Raw genomic sequence first — 21,868 nt, forward strand, 5'->3', positions numbered from 1 at the left:
CCCTGGCCCCCGGGCCAGGGGCGAGCAGGGGAAATCCCACCCCGGCCCACCTCACCGCACCGCGACAAACCCCTCCGCACCCCGCTCCGCCCGGGCCACCGGCGCAACCGCCGGACGCCCGACCGCCACCGCACCCAACGGATCCCACTCCGTCGGCAGATCCAGCACCTCACGCACCACATCGCGGCAGAACATCGTCGACGACACCCACGCCGACCCGAGCTGCTCACCGGCCAGCGCCACCAGGAAGTTCTGAACGCCCGCGCCCGCCGCGACCACGAACATCTCGCGCTCCGCAGCATCCCGTCGCGCGTCCCCGTACGTATGGGCGCCATCCATCACCAGGCACGGCACCGCCAGATACGGCGCCCGGCGCAGCACATCGCCCCGCCGCACCCGCTTGGCGATCGACTCCTCGCTCTTGCCGTCGCGGCGCAGATCCGCGATCCACGCATCCCGCATCGCGTCGAGCAGCCGGGTCCGCGACTCCTCGGACTCCAGGAGTACGAACCGCCACGGTGTCGTGTGATGCGGCGCCGGCGCCGTCACCGCCGCGGCCACGGCACGCCGTACCGCTGCCGGGTCCACCGGCTCGTCCGTGAACTCCCTGACCGTACGCCGCAGCGTCACCGCTTCCCGCACCGCCTCGGACGTCCCGAGCCGGAACATGTCCTCGGCGGCCACCCGCACCATCGCGCGGGCCCCGGCCTCGGGGTCCGCCGGGTCCACCACATGCGAGAGTCCCCGCACGATCGCGACCGGCAGCCCCTCCGCCTTGCCCTTGACCAGATCACCGGCCGAGGCGAGCTCGTCCGCGGTGGCGACCACGGTGGCGCTCAGCGGATTGCCGTGCGCATCCGTCCCACCTCGCAGATCGTCCAGCACCCGGACCCCGGCCGCCCCGATGGCGACATCGGTCAGACCGTTGCGCCACGGCCGCCCGAAGGTGTCCGTGATCAGGACCCCGACCTCGACGCCGAGGGCGTCCCGCAGCCCGTCCCGGATCGTCCGCGCGGAGGCGTCCGGGTCCTCGGGGAGCAGGAGCACCGTCCCGGCGGGGGTGTTCGAGGCGTCGACCCCGGCCGCGGCCATGACCAGTCCCTGCCGGTTCTCGACGATCCGCAGCGTGCCGCGGCGCGCCACCACCCGTACGGTCTCGGCGTCGATCGCCGCCTCCCGGTCGGTGGCTTCGGCGATCCGGCCCTCCGCCTTGGAGACGATCTTCGAGGTGACGAGCAGGACGTCACCGTCAGCCAGCCCCGGCTCGGTGGCGGCGATCAGCTTCGCGAGATTGTCACCGGCCCGTACCTCGGGCATCCCGGGCAGCGCCCACACCCGGTACGAGGGCGTGTCACCGGCGGCCGCGCCGCTCACGCCCGTACCTCCTCGGCCAGCGCCAGTGCCTGCCGCGCCATCTCGGCGGTCGCGTTCACGTCCGTCATCATCAACGGCACGGCGCGGCAGCGGATACCCGCGGACTCCACCTCGTCGACCGTGCCGGCGTCCACCGTGTCGACGAGCCAGCCGTCGAGCAGTCCGGAGCCGTAGTGCCGGGCGACGGCGGCTGCTGTGGACTCGACGCCGACCGCGGCGAGCACCTTGTCCGCCATGCCGCGTACCGGCGCGTCCCCGACGATGGGGGAGAGGCCGACGACCGGCACCCCGGCCTCGGCGATCGCCTCCCGGATCCCGGGCACGGCGAGGATGGTGCCGACCGAGACGACGGGGTTGGACGGCGGGAAGAGGATGACGTCGGCGTCGGCGACGGCCTCCAGGACGCCGGGCGCCGGCTTCGCCTGCTCGGCACCGACCGGCACGATCGCCTGCGCCTGGACCGAGGCGCGCAGCTTCACCCAGTACTCCTGGAAGTGGATCGCCTTCCGCTCGCCGTCGATGTCGACGGCGACATGCGTCTCGATCCGGTCGTCGGACATCGGCAGCAGCCGGACCCCGGGCTTCCAGCGTGCGCAGAGCGCCTCGGTGACGGCGCTCAACGGATAGCCGGCGCCCAGCATCTGCGTACGGACGATGTGGGTCGCGAAGTCACGGTCGCCGAGCCCGAACCATTCGGGTCCCACCCCGTACGCCGCGAGTTCCTCCTTGACGTGGAAGCTCTCGTCGGTACGGCCCCAGCCCTGCTCCTCGTTGATGCCACCGCCGAGGGTGTACATCACGGTGTCGAGATCGGGGCAGACCTTGAGTCCGAACAGATGGATGTCGTCACCGGTATTGCCGATCACCGTGATGTCCGCGTCGGGCGCGGCCTGCTTGAGGCCACGCAGAAAACGAGCACCACCGATACCACCGGCCAGAACCACAATGCGCATACAGACCAGTCTGTCAGGCGCAGCCTGATCGTTGTGGGGGTGGTGGTGGGTGACGGGTGGGACTGTCAGGCGCAGCCTGATCGTTGTGGGGGTGGTGGTGGGTGACGGGTGGGACTGTCAGACGTGTACGGCGTCGGCGGTTGCCGAGGCGCACCGCGCCGCGTGCATGGGCATCTCGGTGAGCCCCGGGTAGTAGATGTGCAGGCTGACGGCCGGTTCGAGGGAGTCATTGACCACTTCGTGGACGTATCCGGGCGCGAACACGCGCTGCGCGCCGGGGTCCAGCGACCGCATGCCGCGCTCCGTACGCTCGGTCAATTCGCCTTCCAGGACGGTCAGTACGCCGGACGACGGCCCGTGGTGGTGCAGTCCGCTGCCCTGACCGGGGACCCAGCTGAGCAGCCACACCTCGTAACCGAGTGGGGTCTCCCGTGTTCGAGCGGAGCCGAGAGCTTGGGGAACGGTGCGGAGCCGGTGGTACCAGCGCGTGGTCGCGTCGTACTGGACGAGCGGCGCCCACTGCGAGCGGTCGGCGGCGATGCTGCGGGCGAGCCCGACGAACTCGGCCACCGTGGACGGGTGCTGGCGGGCAGGGCGGAGGAGGTGCTGGACCTCAAGGATGTCGCCGGCGATCTGGAGGTCGCTGTCGCTGTTCATGGGTGCGGTGGTTCCTCGGCAAGTGAGTGCAGGGCAAGAGTGCAGATGCAGAGATCCAGGGGTGTCGCGAGGACCGGGGACCGGGGAGGGGCCGGGCGGCCGCCGGGCGGGAAGCCGTTCGACGGGGTGTCCGGAGAAGGCCGAGGTCCGGAGAAGAGCTGCGACTGGCTGGAGCGCGAAGGCCTCAACAGCTGAGACAGCTGGAACAGCAACAGCGAGCCTGGACAGCGGTGCGGAACCCACGGAGGTGGGTCACACGCATCACTGAGGTCGCTGGCATGACAGCCAGGGAACCGAGCAAAGCTCCCGTTGTCAACCTGATGCCCGATTTGGCGGTAATGTTTCACCTCATCCGGTTACTCCGGCCGGAGAAAGGTTTGCGCACCCGCCGTGCCGGAGATGTGGCGCAACAACGGCGCCCTCAAACGTCGTAGCGGCCTCGTGATCCGACTGTGATCTTGATCGCTTCGGTGATCGAATCGAAACATGGCCGCCCTGCCGGGAGTCTGACTCTGTGACGGATGGGGGCGTGGCGAAGCCCATGGCATATGTCAGGTTTTTGGTGATTTGCACACTTTCCGCATAGGCTTGGTTCCGCAGAGTGAATACCGGGCCCAATAGCAGATCTCCGCTTGACTGGCTCGGATCCACACACTTGTAATTTCACTCGTGTCGTTCGGCCGAATCGATAACGGCTGCATCGCGGGGACGCAAGAGACAGACGAGGGGCGCACATGACCGAGCTGTTCCAGCAACTGCTGGTCGAGGACGCGGACGAGGAACTCGGCTGGCAGGAGCGCGCACTGTGCGCCCAGACCGATCCCGAGTCCTTCTTCCCCGAGAAGGGCGGATCGACCCGCGAGGCCAAGAAGGTCTGCCTCGCCTGTGAAGTCCGGTCCGAATGCCTCGAGTACGCCCTTTCCAATGACGAGCGGTTCGGTATCTGGGGCGGCCTTTCCGAACGGGAGCGGCGACGCCTGAAGAAGGCCGCGGTCTGACCGCGAGGCCCGCGAAGCAACAGACCGACGGATTCACTGGAACTTCCGGCCGCCCGAGCGCCACCGACCACGCTCCGGACCTCGGCCCCGATGGCCCGCCGCCTGCACCCTGCCCGCAGGCGGCGGGCCATCGACGTGTCCGCACACCCCCATACCACTGCCGGCGCGGCCGTTCCGCCCGTCGCCCTCCGAGCGCCCCCGTTCAACCGCTCGGCGCCACCCCGGTCATCCGTACCGTTAGTGTGGGGCCCCGTCCGAGACGCGCCAACGCCCCGACGGAGCGCGCGTGTACACCGATGCAGCCCCCGGGGGGACGCCCCCCGGACCCGGCCGGAGGGCCCGTACCTCGATGTCCGTGCACAGCCAATCGACGGCGCCGTACGCGGCCGCCGCCGCCCCAGAGTTCCCCCGGCACGTCGTCACCGCCGTGCTCGTCGCCCACGACGGCGCACGCTGGCTGCCCACCGTGCTGGCCGGGCTGCTCGGGCAGGAACGTCCCGTACAGCAGGTCGTCGCCGCCGACACCGGCTCCGCCGACGACTCCGCGCGGCTGGTCACCGAGGCGCTCGGCGCCGAGCGCGTCCTGCACCTCGCACGCCGTACGAGCTTCGGTACGGCCGTCGACGAGGCGGTCCGCACGGCCGATGAACTCACCCCCGACGACCTGCCGTACCTGAAGCGTCCCAGTTCCTGGGACCCGGTCACCAGGAGCTGGCGCGACGACGCGTACGACCTGCCCGAACTGCCGCACGGCGAACCGGTGCAGTGGCTCTGGCTGCTCCACGACGACTGCGCACCCGAGCCCGACGCGCTCGCCGAGCTGCTGCGCGTCGTCGAGACCGACCACCACGCAGCGATCGTCGGCCCCAAACTCCGCGGCTGGTACGACCGCAAGCAGCTCCTCGAAGTCGGCGTCTCCATCGCCAACAGCGGACGCCGCTGGACCGGACTCGACCGTCGCGAGCAGGACCAGGGCCAGCACGACCAGGTCCGTACCGTGCTTTCCGTCTCCTCCGCCGGCATGCTGATCCGCCGTGACATCTGGGAGGAACTGGGCGGGTTCGACGCCAGGCTCCCGCTGATGCGTGACGACGTCGATCTCTGCTGGCGCGCGCATGCCGCCGGACACCGCGTCCTCGTCGCCCCCGACGCCGTCCTGCGGCATGCCGAAGCATCCGCCCGGGAACGCCGCCCCATCGACTGCGCCGGACGCTCCGTCGCCTCCCCGCACCGTGTCGACAAGGCCGGCGCCGTCTACACGATGCTCGTCAACGCCCGTGGCAAACAGCTGCCCTGGGTGCTGCTCCGGCTCGTGCTCGGCACCCTGCTCCGCACCCTCGCCTACCTGGTCGGCAAGGTGCCCGGTCAGGCACTCGACGAGGTCGCCGGACTGTTCGGCACCCTGCTGCGCCCCGGCAGGATCCTCGCGGCCCGCCGCAGGCGCGGCAAGGGCGTCGTGGACATGACCGAGCTGCGGGGGCTCTTCCCGCCGCCCGGTGCGACCGTCCGCGCCACCGTCGAGCAGGTCGCCGGAAACTTCGGCAGCGGATCCGACGCCGATTCCGGCGGCTCACGGCACGGCGCCGTCGAGTCCGGACCGGGCGGTGACGACGCCGACTTCCTGGAGATCGAGCAGTTCGCCCGGTTGAAGCGGATCGGCCGTAAGCCCGGCCCGGTCCTCTTCGCCGTCCTGCTCCTCGTCTCCCTCGTCGCCTGCCGCGGCCTCCTCGGCGGCGGCGCACTGGCGGGCGGCGCGCTGCTGCCCGCACCCGCGGACGTCTCCGACCTGTGGGGGCGGTACGCGGACGGCTGGCACCCGGTCGGCACCGGCGGCACCCAGACCGCACCGCCCTACCTCGCCGTGATCTCCGCCCTGTCCGCGCTGTTCCTCGGCTCGACCGGCTTCGCGCTCACGCTGCTGCTCGTCTGTTCGGTCCCGCTCGCCGGACTCACCGCGTACTTCGCCTCCCGCCCGCTGCTCGAATCACGACTGCTGCGGGCCTGGGCGAGCGTCGCGTACGCCTTCCTGCCCGCCGCGACCGGCGCCCTCGCGACCGGCCGCCTCGGCACCGCCGTACTGGCGATCCTGCTTCCGCTGATCACCCGCGCCGCCGTCTCCGCGTGGGGGATGCGCGGCCACGGGGACACCCGCGGCAGCTGGCGCGCCACCTGGGCGTACACCCTGCTCCTCACCCTCGCGATGGCCTTCACGCCCATCGTCTGGCCGCTCGCTGTCGTCCTCGGCATCGGCGTCCTCGTACTGCGCCGCCACGACATCACCGCCTACGGGCTCCGCTTCCTCGCCACGATCGGCACCCCGCTGCTGGTCCTCGCGCCGTGGTCGCTGTCGCTGCTCAGCAGCCCCTCGTCGTTCCTGAACGAGGCGGGGCTGGACTTCGGTACGGGTACGGCCTCCGCACTCGACCTGCTCGGGATCAGTCCTGGCGGCCCCAAGGCCGCGGGCGGCGTGCTGCTGCTCGGCATCGTGCTCGCGGCGCTGGCCGCGCTGCTGCGCGGGGAGCGGCAGTTCGCGATCCGCGCCGCCTGGGCCGTCGCCCTCGTCGCCCTGGTCTTCGCCGGGCTCGCCAACGGCTCCGGCTGGGCCGGGCCCGCCACCCTCGTCTACGGCATCGCGCTGATCACCGCCGCGCTCGTCGGCGCGGACGGTGCCCGGGTACGGGTCGCCGAGCTCAGCTTCGGCTGGCGCCAGCCGGTCGCCGCCCTGATCGCCCTCGCGGCGGTGCTGGCCCCGGTGCTGGCCGCCGTCGGCTGGATGATCGGCGGCGCCGCGGGCCCGCTGGAGCGCCGTGACCCGGTGCAGGTCCCCGCGTTCGTCGCAGAGGAGAGCAGCACCCGCGACCAGCCCCGCACCCTGGTCCTCGGCGGCAGCTCGCCCGCCTCCGTCGCGTACACCCTGGTCCGCGGCTCCGGCGCGCGGCTCGGCGACGCGGAACTGACCGAGTCGGGCGGCTCCAACAGCCACCTGGACAAGGTGGTCGCCAACCTGGTCGCGGGCTCGGGTGCCGACCAGGGCGGTCAGCTCAGCGGCTTCGCGATCCGTTACGTACTCGTACGGGACGGCGCGCCGCGCGAGATGAGCCGGGTGCTCGACGCGACCCCGGGTCTGAGCCGGCTGAGCCAGCTCGACGGCAGCGCGCTGTGGCGAGTGGACCGTCAGGTCGCCCGCATCATGATCGTCCCGTCCGGTGCCGGCAGCGAGCAGTTGCCCGTCGGCTCGGGGCCGGTCGAGGCGCACTCCAAGATTCCCGCGGGCGGCTCCGGCCGCGTCCTGCGGATCGCCGACGTCGCGGATCCCGGCTGGAAGGCCACGCTGAACGGCCGGGCCCTGACCGCCAAGACCGTGGACGGCTGGGCGCAGGGCTTCGAGCTGCCCGCCGAGGGCGGCACGCTGGACCTCACATACGAGACGCCGATCACCCACACCGCGTGGATCTGGACCCAGGGCGCGCTCGGCGTGGTCCTGCTGGTCCTGGCCCTGCCGGGCCGCCGACGGGAGATCGACGACGACCTGCCCGAGGCGGACCTGACGGTGCCGGCCGAGCCGGTCGCCGGCGAGGGGCGCCGGGCGCGCAGGCTGCGTGCCGCCGCTGAGGCTGAGGCTGAGGCGGCATCCGAGGACGCCGAGCCGACGCCGGACGAGGCTGGGCAGAACATCCCCGCGCAGCAGTCGGCCGACCCGTACGCCGAGCCGTCCGAAGCGCCGGACCCGTACGGCGAGCAGTCCGCGGCGCAGGACCCGTACGCCCAGCCCGACGACGACGGCCACTACGCCCCCGTACCGCAGCAACAGCAGTACGGCGAGTGGGACACCCAGCAGTACCAGGGCGCCGATTACACCCAATACCAGGGCGAGCAGCAGCAGGCCGCCGCCGATCCCTACCAGCAGGGCACCACCCCGGTGTACGACCCGTACGGCTACCAGCAGCAGTACGACCAGAACCAAGGTCAGTACAACCAGGAACAGGGCCAGTACAACCAGGAACAGGGCCAGTACGACCAGGGCCAGGGCGCGTACGACCAGGGCCAGTACAACCAGTACGCCCCGCAGCCCCCGTACGACCCACAAGCCTCCTACACCGCACAGCCCCCGTACGACCCGCAGAACCCCGACGAGAACCCCGCCCCGGCCCGGAACCCGTGGCCGACCGGTAACGCATCGCGAGGCGAGTCCGAGTGAAGTCCACCAGCCTGTCCCTCATCGCGGGCACCGTAGCCCTCGCCGCCGTCACCGGGTTCGCCGCGCTCACCGCGCCGGGCGACGTGGTTGCAGGCGAGGCGAAAGCCGCCGCACGGCTGCCGGTGGAGCGGTCCAGTCTGCTCTGCCCGACGCCCGGCCTCTCGGACCTCGCGGAGACGACGTACACGTCCTTCACCCCGGCGGCTGGCAGCGGCGGAGCGGCAGGCACCGCCGAACTGATGCCGTCCGTCTCCGCCACGGCGGGCGCGGGCGACGACACCACCGCCGAGACGGAGGGGAAGAAGGACAAGAGCGAGAAGGCGGTCTCCGGCAAGTCGGTCGTCTCCCTCAAGAAGCCGGGCAGACCGGCCACCGCCGAGGCGTCCGGCTCCGACGCCCCGGCCCTGGTCGGCACCGCCACCGGCGAGCTGGCGCCCGGCTGGACCGCGCAGCAGACCACCACGGTCAGCGCGGGCGCCACCCGCGGCCTGCTCGGGGTCAGCTGCACCGGCCCCGACACGAACTTCTGGTTCCCAGCTGCCAGCACCGCGAAGTCCCACGAGGACTACGTCCACCTCACCAACCCGGACGACACGGCCGCGGTGGCCGACATCGAGTTGTACGGGCCGGACGGCTCGCTCAAGTCCGATGTGGGGGAGGGCATCACGGTCCCGGCCAGGTCCAGCGTTCCGGTCCTGATCTCCACCCTGACCAGCGAGGTGGCCGACGACGTGACCGTCCACGTCACCACGCGCACCGGCCGGGTCGGCGCCGTCGTCAGGGCGGCGGACAACGAGACCGGCAGCGACTGGCTCGCCGCCTCCGTCGACCCGACCGGCACCCTCGTCCTCCCCGGCATCCCGGCGGACGCCACGGACGTCCGGCTGGTGGCCTTCGCCCCCGGCGAGGAGGACGCCGATCTGACGGTGAAGCTGCTGGGCAAGAACGGTGCGATCTCACCGGCCGGACACGAGGACCTCCACATCAAGTCGAACATGACCGCAGGCGTCGACCTGAAGGACGTCACCAAGGGTGAAGCGGGCTCCCTGCTGCTGACCCCGGCGGAGAGCGGACGGGCCACGCCGGTGGTGGCGGCGCTGCGCGTGGTCCGCGGCACCGGCGACAAGCGGGAGGTCGCGTACATCCCGGCGACCGGGCCGGTGGGCGCACAGGCCACCGTGGCCGACAACCGGGCGAAGGGCTCGACCCTTTCCCTCACCGCTCCGGGCGCCACCGGGAAGGTGAAGGTCACGGCCTCAGCGGGCAGCGAGGGCGGCGAACAGACCGTCCAGACGTACACGGTCAAGGCCGGTACGACGATCGCCGTCACCCCGCCGGTACCGGCCGGGCTCAAGGGCGGCTACGCGCTGACGATCGAGACGGTGTCGGGCGGTCCGGTCCATGCCGCGCGCACCCTGTCCCTTCCGGAGAGCGGGATCCCGATGTTCACGGTGCAGACGCTGCCGGACGACGGCGGAACGGTCGAGGTACCCGACGCCGTCCAGGACCTCTCGGTCCTGGACTACTGAGCAACGGGTCAGGGGCGGGCCGAGGCCGGCCCGCCCCTGACACCCAGGGCCTCTCGTTCACATCCTGCTCGGCTCGCGGGGGTCGCAGCCTGATCCGGACGACAGAACCTGGTGCCCCTCCCGGCAAGCTCTGCCCCGTCGCACCGCCCGGCCGCCTTGCGATCGCACGCACCAGACGCCGCCTGGCCCGCCCTACGGACGGACGACGTCACTTTCGAAACACGCCTCAGTCCTGCCCGTAGCGCGGATCCACTGACTCCGGCGACAGCCCGAGCAACTCAGCGACCTGCTCGACCACGACCTCGTGCACCAGCAGCGCACGCTCGTCACGGTTCTTGGTACGGATTTCGACGGGGCGCCGATAGATGACGATCTGCGCGGGCCGGTCCTTCTCCGCGGACACCGCACGCCCCAGCGGTACGGTCTCCGCCTGCGGCCCCGGCACATCGAGGACCATGAAGTCGACATCGGCCAGCTGAGGCCAGCGTCGCTCCAGCCGTTCCACCGAGTCCTGTACGAGATCACGGAAGTTCTCCGCCCTGGTGGCCGAGAGCGGCACCTGGGGCGGGGCGACGGGTCCGCGCATGCCGCGGCCATGGCGGTCTCGACGGCGCGGTCGCGGCTCGGACTGCGGCTCGGACGGGTGGGGCGGCGGTACAGGACTGTCCATCACCGACGCAGCGTAACCCTCTGCGCGGCAGCCTGATCGCCCGTCACCGGCAGCACAGCGGCATGTCCGCACTTGAACATTCCGGCCAAGCTTGAGCCCGTTTCAGGCCCGGTCCGCGACCATGGATCTCCTACGTATTGACAGCTTATGCACCGAGTGGTGACCGAAATCGTTGCCGTTGCGACCTGCGCTTACCTCTTCCCGCGCAGGTCAGGCCAGTTGCCCGAAAGGCGGTTGTGCCGGAGGTCACAGTGCGACACGGTGGGGTGACCTGAGGGAGAGTCGTCGCAGCCCGCTCAAGAGTGCGGTACCGTCCAACATCGTGAGCCCTGTACGTCGCTGTTCGCGCACCGCGTGCGGCCGCCCTGCCGTCGCGACACTGACGTACGTCTATGCCGACTCGACTGCGGTCCTCGGCCCGCTCGCCACCTACGCCGAGCCCCATTGCTACGACCTCTGTGCCGAGCACAGTGAGCGACTGACCGCGCCACGCGGCTGGGAAGTCGTCCGGCTCACCGATCCCTCCGCTCCCACGCGCCCCAGTGGTGACGACCTCGAGGCACTCGCCAACGCCGTGCGGGAAGCGGCGCGTCCGCACGACCGCGCGGCGGAGGCCAGAGGCGGCGGCCCGCACGCCGCGGACCCGATGGAGGTCGCGCGCCGCGGTCACCTGCGGGTCCTGCGCTCGCCCGACTCCTGAAGCGGTCGATCACCGAACGACCGCATCCTTCCGCGGGCGCGCGGACCGGCCGGGTAGTTTGGGCGGTCCGCAGGAAACTCAGGAGGACCGGCCCGTGACTGCTGATCTGTCGCAGATCGTGAAGGCGTACGACGTGCGCGGAGTCGTGCCCGACCAGTGGGACGAATCGCTGGCCGAGCAGTTCGGGGCGGCGTTCGTCGAGGTGACGGACGCGGAGGCGATCGTGATCGGCCACGACATGCGCCCGTCGTCTCCCGGTCTCTCGGCGGCGTTCGCGCGCGGCGCGGCGGCACGCGGTGCGGACGTCACCCTGATCGGCCTCTGCTCCACCGACCAGCTGTACTTCGCCTCCGGCAGCCTCGGCCTGCCCGGAGCGATGTTCACCGCCTCGCACAACCCGGCGCAGTACAACGGCATCAAGCTGTGCCGGGCGGGCGCCGCACCGGTCGGGCAGGACAGCGGGCTCGCCGAGATCCGCACCCTGATCGAGAAGTGGGCCGAACAGGGCGTACCGCAGCCGGTCGCCACGCCCGGCACCGTCATGGACCGCGACACCCTCACCGACTACGCGGCCCACCTGCGGTCCCTGGTCGACCTGACGGCCATCCGCCCGCTGAAGGTCGTGGTCGACGCGGGCAACGGCATGGGCGGCCACACCGTCCCCACCGTCTTCGAGGGACTCCCGCTCGACGTCGTCCCCCTGTACTTCGAACTGGACGGCACGTTTCCCAACCACGAGGCCAACCCCCTCGACCCGAAGAACCTCGTCGACCTCCAGGCCCGGGTGCTGGCCGAGGGCGCCGACCTGGGCCTCGCCTTCGACGGCGACGCGGACCGCTGCTTCGTCGTCGACGAACGCGGCGCGGGTGTCTCCCCGTCAGCGATCACCGCGCTGGTCGCGGCGCGCGAGCTCGCCCGCAACGGCGGCAAGGGCACCGTCATCCACAACTTGATCACGTCCTGGTCGGTCCCCGAGGTGGTCCGCGAACACGGCGGCACCCCCGTCCGTACCCGCGTCGGGCACTCCTTCATCAAGGCGGAGATGGCCGAACACGGCGCGATCTTCGGTGGCGAACACTCCGCGCACTATTACTTCCGCGACTTCTGGAACGCCGATACGGGCATGCTCGCCGCCCTCCACGTCCTCGCCGCCCTCGGCGGCCAGCCGGGTCCGCTCTCCGAACTGGTCGCCCAGTACGACCGCTACACCGGCTCCGGAGAGATCAACTCCACGGTCGACGACCAGCCGGCCCGCACGGCGGTGGTACGCGCACTCTTCGAGGCGCGCGAGGGCATCACGCTCGATGAACTGGACGGCCTGACGGTGACGGCACCGGACTGGTGGTTCAACCTGCGGGCCTCCAACACGGAACCCCTGCTGCGCCTGAACGTCGAGGCCCGCGACGAGGGGACGATGAAGGCGGTACGCGACGAGGTCCTGGCCCTGGTCCGCGCGTAGGTCCACTCCCGGCCCTCTTGGGCGAGCGTCCGGCCCGTCCGGCGTTCGGGAACCGGACGGGGGCCGGGACGGAGCACCGGTTTCGGGAGGGGGGGCGAGCACGCCGCAGGCGCCCCGGCCCGCCGGCCCCGACCCGCACCGCAACCCCATGCACGCCACATCGCCCCACCTGCCCCACCCGCCCCACCGGCTCCAGGCCGGGCCGCGCCCCCGCCACCCCGGCGGTAGGCTGACGGCGCCTGATCCGCGTGAACCGGACACACACGTTCGAATGCTTGAAGGGACCCACCCCATGCCGCTCGAAGCCGGCCTTCTGGAGATCCTCGCCTGCCCGGCCTGCCACTCCCCGCTGGACGACCGCTCGGCAGCCGACAGCCCCGAGCTGGTCTGCACCGGCACGGACTGCGGCCTGGCCTACCCGGTACGGGACGGCATCCCCGTCCTCCTCGTCGACGAGGCCCGCCGCCCCGCGTAACGGCGAGTCGTGGGACCGCCGTCACCCACCACGCCGGCGACCCCGCCCCGTACCCCGCAGACCTCACGCTGAGCAGCACGTGATCGGAGGCCCGTCCCCATGCTCGACGAGTCGTTGCTCGACGCCCCGGAAGCATTGGCCCGAGCCGACCGCCGCGGTCTGCTCCGGGGCGCCGCCGAGGCCGGGGCGCGCGTCCGTACCGCTGCCCGGCACGCCGCGGAGGCCGGGATCACCGAGCTGACCCCGGAGGGCCGTCCCCGCGCGGTCATGGTCGCCGGCTCAGGCACCGCCGCATTCGGCGTCGCCGACCTGATCGCCGCACTGGCGGGCGCCTCGGCCCCCGTCACCCGTATCCCCCCTTCCGGCGTCGCACCCGCCGCGGGCGCGATGCGCTGGACGCTCCCCGGCTGGGCCGGCTCCGTCGACCTGCTGCTGATCGCCACGGCCGACGGCACCGAACCGGGCCTCGCGCTCCTCGCCGAACAGGCGTACCGGCGCGGCTGCACGGTCGTTGCCGTCGCCCCCCACCGGTCCCCGCTGCGCGAGGCGGTCGACGGGGTGCGCGGGCTCCTGGTACCGATGGCGTCCGCCCCGCACGGCGAGTACGACGCCGAGACCTCGGCCGCGGGCCCCGGCACGCTCTGGGCCCTGTTCACGCCGCTGCTGGCCCTGCTCGACCGGGTCGGCCTGGTCACCGCAACCCCCGAGGCACTGCAGAGTGTCGCAGACCGCCTCGACCGCACCGCCGAACGCTGCGGCCCGGCCATTGCCACGTACAGCAACCCGGCCAAGACCCTCGCTGCCGAACTCGCCGACAGCCTGCCCCTCATCTGGACGGAGGGCGACGCCGCAGGACCGGTCGGGCGACGCTTCGCCGCCGTCCTCGCCGAACTGTCCGGCCGCCCGGCCATCGCCGCCGAACTCCCCGAGGCGCTCCCCGCCCACGGGGCGCTGCTGGCGGGCACCTTCGCCGCCGGAGCCGACCCGGACGACTTCTTCCGCGACCGGGTCGATGAGACGGAGCCCCTGCACGCCCGGGTCGTCCTGCTCCGGGACCGGCCGACCGGCGGCTTGAGCGCCGCCCCGGCAGCCCGCGAACTCGCCCTCGGCCACGACACGGCGATCAGCGAACTCGAACCGGAAGAGGGCACCGAACTCGAAGCCCTCGCCGAACTCCTCGCCGTCACCGACTTCGCCGCCGTCTACCTGTCCCTGGCGTCCGCGGCTCATCCCTGACCCGCTCCACCGCATCGCACGATCCCCGCATCTCACGAGGACGAAAAATCTCCATGGACCGGCTCTCCAACACCGTGCGCCCTTACGCCTGGGGCTCCACCACCGCCATCCCCGAACTGCTCGGCGTCGCCCCCACCGGCGAACCCCAGGCCGAGATGTGGATGGGCGCCCACCCCGGAGCCCCCTCCCGTCTCACCCGTACAGCAGGCACCGAGCAGCCCCTCACCGACATCATCGCCGCCGACCCCGAGCGCGAACTGGGCACGGCCACGGTCGAGAAGTTCGGCCCCCGTCTCCCCTTCCTCCTCAAGCTGCTTGCCGCGGGTGCCCCCCTCTCCCTCCAGGTCCACCCCGACCTCGCGCAGGCCAAGAAGGGATACGAGGACGAGGAGCGTCGCTCCGTCCCGATCGACGCGCCCCACCGCACGTACAAGGACGCCAACCACAAGCCCGAACTGATCTGCGCGCTCACTCCCTTCGAAGGCCTCTGCGGCTTCCGCCGGCCCACCGAGGCAGCCGAGGCGATGGCGGCGCTCGGCGTCGACTCCCTCAAGCCGTACGTCGACCTGCTCGGAGCCCACCCCGAAGAGGCGGCGCTCCGCGAAGTGCTCACGGCGATCCTCACCGCCGACCCCGCGGAGATGGCGGAGACGGTCACGGCGGCGGCGGCCGCCGCCGAACGCCTCGGTGGCGCCCACGCCCCGTACGCCCGTATCGCACACCACTTCCCCGGTGACCCGGGTGTCATCGCTGCGATGCTGCTGAACCACGTGCAACTCCAGCCCGGCGAAGCCCTGTTCCTCGGCGCCGGCGTCCCGCACGCCTACCTCGGCGGCCTCGGTGTGGAGATCATGGCCAACTCGGACAACGTGCTGCGCTGCGGACTGACGCCCAAGCACATCGACGTCCCCGAGCTCCTCGGAGTCGTCCGCTTCGAGGCGACCGACCCCGGCATCCTGCGTCCCGAGGCGTCGCCCTCCGGCGAGGAACTGTACGAGACCCCGGTCGACGAATTCCGGCTGTCGCGCTACGACCTCTCACCCGGCGCCGCTCCCGTGGATCTGACCAGGTCCGCCCCGCAGATCCTGCTCTGCACCGCCGGTGCGCCCCGCGTCGGCACGCTCGACCTCGCCCCCGGCGGCTCGGTCTTCGTTCCATCGGACGAATCGGTCGAAGCGTCTGGTACCGGCACATTGTTCCGCGCCACAGTGGTGGCCTGACGTACCGTCCGAATCAGCGGCTGCAACAATGTCCGGCCGTACCGCGGCGCCAGGGCCGCAGCATTGACGAAGGGACACCAGGCACCCATGAGTGCGTCAGGCGGAACCAAGGCGATCGTGGCGGCGCTCGGCGCCAATCTTGCGATCGCAGTGGCCAAATTCGTGGCGTTCCTGTTCAGTGGCTCGTCGTCGATGCTCGCGGAGAGCGTCCACTCGCTCGCCGACTCGGGCAACCAGGGGCTTCTGCTGCTCGGCGGCAAGAAGGCCCAGCGCGAAGCCACCCCCCAGCACCCCTTCGGCTACGGCCGTGAGCGCTACATCTACGCCTTCCTCGTCTCCATCGTCCTGTTCTCGGTCGGTGGCATGTTCGCGGTGTACGAGGGCTACGAGAAGATCAAGCACCCGCACGAGATCGAGGCCTGGTACTGGCCGGTCGGCGTACTGATCTTCGCGATCATCGCCGAGGGCTTCTCCTTCCGTACGGCCATCAAGGAGTCCAACGAGACCCGCGGGTCGCTCTCCTGGAAGGAGTTCATCCGCCGCGCGAAGGCCCCCGAGCTCCCCGTCGTCCTCCTGGAGGACTTCGGCGCGCTGATCGGTCTGGTGCTCGCCCTCGCAGGTGTCGGCCTGGCCCTCGGGACCGGCAACGGCGTCTGGGACGGAATCGGCACCCTCTGCATCGGCACCCTGCTGATCATCATCGCGATCGTCCTCGCCGCCGAGACGAAGTCGCTGCTGCTCGGTGAGGCCGCCGGCACCGACCAGGTCGACAAGATCAAGGCCGCGGTCGTCGACGGCGAAACCGTCACCCGCATCATCCACATGCGTACGCTCCACCTCGGCCCCGAGGAACTGCTGGTCGCCGCGAAGATCGCCGTCCAGCACGACGACACTGCGACCGAGGTCGCCAACGCCATCAACGCCGCCGAGGCCCGCATCCGCGAAGCCGTCCCGATCGCCCGGGTCATCTACCTGGAACCGGACATCTTCAACGAGGCGGCCGCCGCCGCGGGCACCAATCCGGCCACGGCCCCCGACACCGGCCCGGCCGATTCCGGCCACTGACCCTCCCGATCCCCTTTTTGACCGCTCCCGGCCCCGAGTGGGCTGGGAGCGACTGGGCCGATCGGTGTAGATTCGGTGACAGTGTCAGACGTCGCTGCTGATGGCGGTCGGCCGCTCCGCTCCTGCGGACCGGGCGAGGGAGAGAGGGCCTCCGACGGACTGCGCTGCGAGCGCCCGGGCATTCGTGTGCCCGCCGCCGCAGAGCCGGCCCTATCCACCCTCGACCCATTACGAGGAGCAGCCCGTTATGACGACGGTCGCCAATCGACAGGACTTCAAGGTCGCCGACCTCTCCCTCGCGGAGTTCGGCCGCAAGGAGATCACGCTCGCCGAGCACGAGATGCCCGGCCTGATGTCGATCCGCAAGGAGTACGCCGCCGCGCAGCCGCTCGCCGGCGCCCGCATCACCGGCTCGCTGCACATGACCGTGCAGACCGCCGTGCTGATCGAGACCCTGGTCGCCCTCGGCGCTCAGGTCCGCTGGGCCTCCTGCAACATCTTCTCCACCCAGGACCACGCCGCCGCAGCCATCGCCGTCGGCCCGAACGGCACCCTGGACGCCCCCGCCGGCGTCCCGGTCTTCGCCTGGAAGGGCGAGACGCTGGAAGAGTACTGGTGGTGCACGGAGCAGGCCCTGACCTGGCCGAACACGCCCACCGGCGGCCCGAACATGATCCTCGACGACGGTGGCGACGCCACCCTCCTCGTCCACAAGGGCGTCGAGTTCGAGAAGGCCGGATCGGCCCCGGACCCGTCGACCGCGGACAGCGAGGAGTACGGCCACATCCTCACCCTGCTGAACCGCACCCTCGGCGAGGCCCCGCAGAAGTGGACCCAGCTGGCGTCCGAGATCCGCGGCGTCACCGAGGAGACCACGACCGGTGTGCACCGGCTGTACGAGATGCACCGCGACGGCACCCTCCTCTTCCCGGCGATCAACGTCAACGACGCCGTCACCAAGTCCAAGTTCGACAACAAGTACGGCTGCCGCCACTCCCTGATCGACGGCATCAACCGCGCCACCGACGTCCTGATCGGCGGCAAGACCGCCGTTGTCTGCGGCTACGGCGACGTGGGCAAGGGCTGCGCGGAGTCCCTCCGCGGCCAGGGCGCCCGCGTGATCATCACCGAGATCGACCCGATCTGCGCGCTCCAGGCGGCCATGGACGGCTACCAGGTCGCCACCCTCGATGACGTCGTCGCCCAGGCCGACATCTTCGTCACCACGACGGGCAACAAGGACATCATCATGGCCGCCGACATGGCCAAGATGAAGCACCAGGCGATCGTCGGGAACATCGGCCACTTCGACAACGAGATCGACATGGCCGGTCTCGCCAAGATCGACGGCATCGTCAAGGACGAGGTCAAGCCGCAGGTCCACACGTGGACCTTCCCCGACGGCAAGGTCATCATCGTGCTGTCCGAGGGCCGCCTGCTGAACCTGGGCAACGCCACGGGCCACCCCTCGTTCGTCATGTCCAACTCGTTCGCGGACCAGACCCTGGCCCAGATCGAGCTGTTCACCAAGCCCGAGGAGTACCCGACCGACGTCTACGTGCTGCCCAAGCACCTCGACGAGAAGGTCGCCCGCCTCCACCTCGCCGCGCTCGGCGTGAAGCTCACGACGCTCCGCCCCGAGCAGGCCGCCTACATCGGCGTCGAGGTCGAGGGCCCGTACAAGCCCGACCACTACCGCTACTGATCCGGCGCTGATCCCGTCCGCCGGCGGCACAGATCAGACCGGCCGGTGACCGGTCCACAACGGCCCTGACGGACGGACCAGCCCCACCTTCAGGAGCGGATACGAGCGCAGGCCCCCGCACCCCCGTGTCGGGGGCCTGCGTCGTATCGCACCCGCACAGCCCGAGGAACCCGAAGGACCCCATGCCCCGCGGCCGTTATTCGCTCCATGATCCCCACGACCACACCCCCCTCGGCCAAGAACATTTCCAATGCGCCCCAGGCCCCTCCGGCTGGCGCTACGTCTCCCGGACCACCGCCTCCTCCGGCGATCACCTGGGCTCCGTCGACCTCACCCTCGACGAACTCGGCCGCCCCGTTCGCCTCGAACTCCACGCCGCGAGCTGGCAGATCCGAGGAGCCGCCCTCGAAGGCGTCACCTGGGTCCGCACCGATCCGACCGGTACCCATGCCACCGAAGGAAATGTCCGCGCCCACGCCTTCACTGGCACCTCCCCCGCATTCCTCGTCGCGACCTCACGACTGCTGCGCCTCACCCCCGGTTCCTCCGCGACCCGTGTCCGCCTCGTCGCCTTCACGGAACCCGTCCTCGCCCCCCGCACCGTCGACCAGTCCTGGGCCCTGGTGAACAGTGAAGCGCATGCCACTGACAGTGGCCCCCTGGTGGTGGACGAATACCAGGTCAGCGCCCTGGACACGGGTGAGCAGCACACCGTCCACATCGCCGGCGACGTGGTCCTCTCGGCCCCCGGCATCGAGCTCGAAGAGCTGGAATCCCCGCCCTCCCCTCGCTAAGCCCGACCGGCACATGGGGGGCGGCGTCGCGGGGCTGGGCGCGCACATCTGCCGCGTTGTCGTCCATCACCATGGCTCCGCCATGGCTCAATCCTCCGCCGTGCAGCTGCACGCACCCAGCCCCGCTCCTTCTCCCACCCGCCATGTGCCGGTCGGTCTAAGCAGGCGGCGCAAACCCAGTGCCCGGAGTCCGCACCGGGGACCCGTCCGCCCTGGAAATCCCAGAAATCCCAGCAGCCCCAGGGTTAACGGGTTCCACAGGGGCCGGCCACTCCATGGGCGCCGACACAGCCCGCACGCCCCCCGCACCCTCCACACCGCTCTGCCCGACGACGGGCAGACCCGTCGGTCCGTCCACAGGCGGACCCGCGACCTCCGGGGAAACTCTCTGCGCAGCGGCAAACACCCGCCGCGCGTCCCGTGCCTGCCGCTCGTTCACCACGCCGGCCAGATACGCCGCAGCCGGCACCCCTTCCGGAACGGGAACCCCCGTACGAGCGGCCAGCTCCCCACTCAGCCGTGTGGCCATTGACCACCCCACCTCCGCATCGAGCTGGTTCATCCGCGTCAGGTACTGGCGTATCGCCAGCCACAGCTCGTCCGGCACCGCCGACAGATCAAGCCCGGCGAACCGTCCGACCATCCATGGCGGCGGAGGCGGCACGGCGACACCCCGCCCCGCCGGCACCCGTTCCCGTACGACGAGCGTCCCCGCGAAGACATCCCCGAGCCGTCGCCCCCGCGCCGACACCAGCGACGCGATGGATGCGACGACCCCGAGCGTCATCAGGATCTCGACGACCCCCATCGCCCCGCGCACCAGCGCGTGCCGGAACCGGATCGGCCCGCCGTCGTCCCGCACCACCCGGAGCCCGCACGCCAGCTTCCCCAGCGAACGGCCGTGGCTGAGCGTTTCCACCGCTATGGGCCCGCCCACCAGCACCAGCAGAAACGTGGCGACGGCAATAGCCGCGCTCGCCGCCTCGTCCAGCGTCACCGTCGCGACGGTCAGCCCGATCGACACCAGGATGAAAACCGTCCACACCACGACAAGATCGATCGCCAGAGCCAGCGCACGACTCGGCAGTTTTGCCGGCCTCAGCCCCAGCACGACCGCGTCCCCGGTCACGAGCTCACTCATTTTGCCGCCCACCCTTCGCCGACCTTCCCTGCCCCTCGGGAGCTTCAGTCTGCCAAGCTGACCCGCAGCGCGCCGCAGTAGGACGGACCCGTACGCACCCATGCCTGGAGCAGCAGCCGACCATGGATCTCGACGTCTTCGTGACAGCCCACCGCACCGAGTGGGACCGCCTGGACCACCTCCTGCACCGCGGGCGCCGTCTCACGGGCACCGAAGCCGACGAACTCGTCGCCCTCTATCAGCGGACGGCCACCCATCTCTCACTGATCCAGTCCAGCGCCCCTGACCCGATGCTCACCGCGCGCCTCACCCAGCTCGTGGCCCGCGCCCGGTCCACGGTGACGGGTACCCGCCGGGCCACCTGGCGCGACGCCACCCGCTTCCTGACCGCCGGCTTTCCCGCAGCGGTCTACCGCTCCAGGCACTGGTGGATACCCACAGCTGTCCTCTCGACGCTCCTGGCCGCACTCATGGGCTGGTGGATCGGCACCCACCCGGAGGTCCAGGCAGCGATCGCCGCCCCTGAAGACCTCCGCCGCATGACGAGCCCCGGAGGAGAGTACGAGACGTACTACTCCAGCCACCCGGCCGCTTCGTTCGCCGCCCAGGTCTGGACGAACAATGCTCAGGCTGCCGCGATGTGTCTGGTCCTGGGGGCGTTCCTCTGCTTGCCGGTGATCTGGATCCTCTTCGTGAACGTACTCAACCTCGCGGTCGGCATCGGCCTGATGTCGTCGGCCGGCCGACTCGACACCTTCCTCGGCCTGATCCTCCCGCACGGCCTGCTCGAGCTCACCGCGGTATTCGTCGCCGCCGGTACAGGCCTCCGCCTCGGCTGGACGGTCATCGACCCCGGCCCGCAGAATCGCCGCTCCGCCCTGGCGCAGCAAGGCCGAGCCGCGATCGGCATGGCCATCGGCCTGGCCCTGGTCCTGTTCGTCTCGGGCGTGATCGAAGGTTTCGTCACACCCTCGAGTCTCCCCACCTGGGCCCGTATCGCCATCGGTATCGCCGCCGAGCTGGCGTTTCTCGCGTACGTCTACGTACTCGGCGGCCGCGCGGCCCGAGCCGGAGAGGCAGGAGACCTCGATGCCACCGAGCGGAGCGCCGAGCTCCCGGCCGCTGCCTGATGGTGCGTATGACCCCGCTGACCTGCTAGTCTTCTCCTCGCCCCAAAAAAACCGTTGACATGGTGGACAGGGGGAGGTAGATTCAAACGGTTGAGTCGGACTGGACAGGTTCGATCCCAACAGCTAGTATCTATCTCGCTCTCAGCGGAACCAAGTTTCCGCAGAGTCATTGATTCCTTTATCTATCTCGAGCAATGAAGCCGATTAGATCGGTCGAAATGCTTCTGATAAAGTCGGATCCGCCGAAAGGCAAAGGCCACTCCAAAGGCCACCGGAATCAAATTCGGACCGGAAACGGAAACGAAAAAGAATCTGGTAAGGTTGGAACCGCTGGAAAGGGAAACGCGAAAGCGAAGAACTGGAAAGCGGAACCCGCTTCGACCGGGAATCGGACACGAAAGAGTCTGATAGAGTCGGAAACGCAAGACCGAAGGGAAAGCCCGGAGGAAAGCCCGAGAGGGTGAGTACGAAGGAAGCGTCCGTTCCTTGAGAACTCAACAGCGTGCCAAAAGTCAACGCCAGATATGTTGATACCCCGGCCTGCTTCGGCAGGTTCGAGGTTCC

Annotated in this window: 18 protein-coding genes; 12 read left to right on the forward strand and 6 right to left on the reverse strand. The window is 70.6% G+C overall.

Annotated elements, in window-relative coordinates; translation table 11 throughout:
- Nucleotides 1–51: 51 nt before the first annotated feature.
- The 3 genes from AB0N06_RS16645 to AB0N06_RS16655 form a co-directional block, all read right to left on the reverse strand.
- Nucleotides 52–1,374 (reverse strand): coenzyme F420-0:L-glutamate ligase, encoded by a 1,323-nt coding sequence (locus tag AB0N06_RS16645; protein ID WP_366135396.1) that lies wholly within the window; start codon nucleotides 1,372–1,374, stop codon nucleotides 52–54.
- Entirely contained in the window at nucleotides 1,371–2,327 is a 957-nt protein-coding gene (gene cofD, locus AB0N06_RS16650; RefSeq protein ID WP_366135397.1) for a 2-phospho-L-lactate transferase, read from the reverse strand. The genes AB0N06_RS16645 and cofD overlap by 4 nt, the downstream gene beginning before the upstream one ends.
- A 117-nt stretch (nucleotides 2,328–2,444) precedes the next feature.
- Nucleotides 2,445–2,984 (reverse strand): cysteine dioxygenase family protein, encoded by a 540-nt coding sequence (locus AB0N06_RS16655; RefSeq protein ID WP_366135398.1) that lies wholly within the window; start codon nucleotides 2,982–2,984, stop codon nucleotides 2,445–2,447.
- Nucleotides 2,985–3,718: 734 nt separating this feature from the next.
- Between AB0N06_RS16655 and AB0N06_RS16660 the strand changes: the two genes are divergently transcribed.
- The 3 genes from AB0N06_RS16660 to AB0N06_RS16670 all read left to right on the forward strand — a co-directional run bounded on the left by AB0N06_RS16660 (nucleotide 3,719) and on the right by AB0N06_RS16670 (nucleotide 9,709).
- Nucleotides 3,719–3,982, forward strand: coding sequence for a WhiB family transcriptional regulator (locus AB0N06_RS16660; RefSeq protein WP_030927001.1), 264 nt, complete (start codon nucleotides 3,719–3,721; stop codon nucleotides 3,980–3,982).
- 349 nt (nucleotides 3,983–4,331) lie between these two features.
- Nucleotides 4,332–8,180: a glycosyltransferase gene (locus AB0N06_RS16665; RefSeq protein WP_366135399.1), complete on the forward strand. Its 3,849-nt coding sequence runs from the start codon at nucleotides 4,332–4,334 to the stop codon at nucleotides 8,178–8,180.
- Nucleotides 8,177–9,709 (forward strand): DUF5719 family protein, encoded by a 1,533-nt coding sequence (locus tag AB0N06_RS16670; protein WP_366135400.1) that lies wholly within the window; start codon nucleotides 8,177–8,179, stop codon nucleotides 9,707–9,709. The genes AB0N06_RS16665 and AB0N06_RS16670 overlap by 4 nt, the downstream gene beginning before the upstream one ends.
- Nucleotides 9,710–9,935: 226 nt before the next feature.
- Here AB0N06_RS16670 and AB0N06_RS16675 read toward each other — a convergent pair whose 3' ends face one another.
- Entirely contained in the window at nucleotides 9,936–10,379 is a 444-nt protein-coding gene (locus tag AB0N06_RS16675; RefSeq protein ID WP_366135401.1) for a metallopeptidase family protein, read from the reverse strand.
- A gap of 322 nt (nucleotides 10,380–10,701) precedes the next feature.
- Here AB0N06_RS16675 and AB0N06_RS16680 point away from each other — a divergent pair, with 322 nt between their 5' ends.
- The 8 genes from AB0N06_RS16680 (at nucleotide 10,702) to AB0N06_RS16715 (ending at nucleotide 19,033) form a co-directional block, all read left to right on the forward strand.
- Nucleotides 10,702–11,079 carry a DUF3499 domain-containing protein gene (locus AB0N06_RS16680; protein ID WP_266984962.1) on the forward strand — a complete coding sequence of 126 codons (378 nt, stop codon included), beginning with the start codon at nucleotides 10,702–10,704 and terminating at the stop codon, nucleotides 11,077–11,079.
- Between the two features lie 94 nt (nucleotides 11,080–11,173).
- Nucleotides 11,174–12,538, forward strand: a complete 1,365-nt coding sequence (locus tag AB0N06_RS16685; RefSeq protein ID WP_366135402.1) for a phosphomannomutase/phosphoglucomutase — start codon at nucleotides 11,174–11,176, stop codon at nucleotides 12,536–12,538.
- A gap of 292 nt (nucleotides 12,539–12,830) precedes the next feature.
- Nucleotides 12,831–13,013, forward strand: a complete 183-nt coding sequence (locus AB0N06_RS16690; protein ID WP_030927015.1) for a Trm112 family protein — start codon at nucleotides 12,831–12,833, stop codon at nucleotides 13,011–13,013.
- 99 nt (nucleotides 13,014–13,112) lie between these two features.
- A complete protein-coding gene (locus AB0N06_RS16695; protein ID WP_366135403.1) occupies nucleotides 13,113–14,249 on the forward strand; it encodes an SIS domain-containing protein in 1,137 nt (378 codons plus the stop codon).
- Nucleotides 14,250–14,302: 53 nt separating this feature from the next.
- Complete coding sequence (gene manA, locus AB0N06_RS16700; protein WP_366135404.1) at nucleotides 14,303–15,469, forward strand: mannose-6-phosphate isomerase, class I; 1,167 nt, start codon at nucleotides 14,303–14,305, stop codon at nucleotides 15,467–15,469.
- A gap of 87 nt (nucleotides 15,470–15,556) precedes the next feature.
- Entirely contained in the window at nucleotides 15,557–16,534 is a 978-nt protein-coding gene (locus AB0N06_RS16705; protein ID WP_366135405.1) for a cation diffusion facilitator family transporter, read from the forward strand.
- A 247-nt stretch (nucleotides 16,535–16,781) separates the two neighbouring features.
- Nucleotides 16,782–18,239 (forward strand): adenosylhomocysteinase, encoded by a 1,458-nt coding sequence (gene ahcY / locus AB0N06_RS16710; RefSeq protein ID WP_366135406.1) that lies wholly within the window; start codon nucleotides 16,782–16,784, stop codon nucleotides 18,237–18,239.
- A 182-nt stretch (nucleotides 18,240–18,421) separates the two neighbouring features.
- Complete coding sequence (locus AB0N06_RS16715; protein ID WP_366135407.1) at nucleotides 18,422–19,033, forward strand: hypothetical protein; 612 nt, start codon at nucleotides 18,422–18,424, stop codon at nucleotides 19,031–19,033.
- Nucleotides 19,034–19,190: 157 nt separating this feature from the next.
- Here AB0N06_RS16715 and AB0N06_RS16720 read toward each other — a convergent pair whose 3' ends face one another.
- Entirely contained in the window at nucleotides 19,191–20,174 is a 984-nt protein-coding gene (locus tag AB0N06_RS16720) for an RDD family protein (RefSeq protein ID WP_366135417.1), read from the reverse strand.
- A gap of 122 nt (nucleotides 20,175–20,296) precedes the next feature.
- On the opposite strand from AB0N06_RS16720, the gene AB0N06_RS16725 reads away from it, so the two are divergent.
- Nucleotides 20,297–21,304, forward strand: a complete 1,008-nt coding sequence (locus AB0N06_RS16725; protein ID WP_366135408.1) for a stage II sporulation protein M — start codon at nucleotides 20,297–20,299, stop codon at nucleotides 21,302–21,304.
- 204 nt (nucleotides 21,305–21,508) lie between these two features.
- Here AB0N06_RS16725 and AB0N06_RS16730 read toward each other — a convergent pair.
- Nucleotides 21,509–21,868 (reverse strand): hypothetical protein (locus tag AB0N06_RS16730; protein WP_366135409.1); only part of this gene is annotated, 360 nt, incomplete at its 5' end.

The organism is Streptomyces sp. NPDC051020, from assembly GCF_040683105.1.
Taxonomy (GTDB): Bacteria; Actinomycetota; Actinomycetes; order Streptomycetales; family Streptomycetaceae; genus Streptomyces.

Bases quoted from the DNA above. Each gene is read 5' to 3' on its own strand.
- cofD (WP_366135397.1), bottom strand. From the start codon at position 2,327: ATGCGCATTGTGGTTCTGGCCGGTGGTATCGGTGGTGCTCGTTTTCTG.
- AB0N06_RS16655 (WP_366135398.1), bottom strand. From the start codon at position 2,984: ATGAACAGCGACAGCGACCTCCAGATCGCCGGCGACATCCTTGAGGTC.
- AB0N06_RS16660 (WP_030927001.1), top strand. From the start codon at position 3,719: ATGACCGAGCTGTTCCAGCAACTGCTGGTCGAGGACGCGGACGAGGAA.
- AB0N06_RS16665 (WP_366135399.1), top strand. From the start codon at position 4,332: ATGTCCGTGCACAGCCAATCGACGGCGCCGTACGCGGCCGCCGCCGCC.
- AB0N06_RS16675 (WP_366135401.1), bottom strand. From the start codon at position 10,379: ATGGACAGTCCTGTACCGCCGCCCCACCCGTCCGAGCCGCAGTCCGAG.
- AB0N06_RS16690 (WP_030927015.1), top strand. From the start codon at position 12,831: ATGCCGCTCGAAGCCGGCCTTCTGGAGATCCTCGCCTGCCCGGCCTGC.
- AB0N06_RS16695 (WP_366135403.1), top strand. From the start codon at position 13,113: ATGCTCGACGAGTCGTTGCTCGACGCCCCGGAAGCATTGGCCCGAGCC.
- manA (WP_366135404.1), top strand. From the start codon at position 14,303: ATGGACCGGCTCTCCAACACCGTGCGCCCTTACGCCTGGGGCTCCACC.
- AB0N06_RS16705 (WP_366135405.1), top strand. From the start codon at position 15,557: ATGAGTGCGTCAGGCGGAACCAAGGCGATCGTGGCGGCGCTCGGCGCC.
- ahcY (WP_366135406.1), top strand. From the start codon at position 16,782: ATGACGACGGTCGCCAATCGACAGGACTTCAAGGTCGCCGACCTCTCC.
- AB0N06_RS16715 (WP_366135407.1), top strand. From the start codon at position 18,422: ATGCCCCGCGGCCGTTATTCGCTCCATGATCCCCACGACCACACCCCC.
- AB0N06_RS16720 (WP_366135417.1), bottom strand. From the start codon at position 20,174: ATGAGTGAGCTCGTGACCGGGGACGCGGTCGTGCTGGGGCTGAGGCCG.
- AB0N06_RS16725 (WP_366135408.1), top strand. From the start codon at position 20,297: ATGGATCTCGACGTCTTCGTGACAGCCCACCGCACCGAGTGGGACCGC.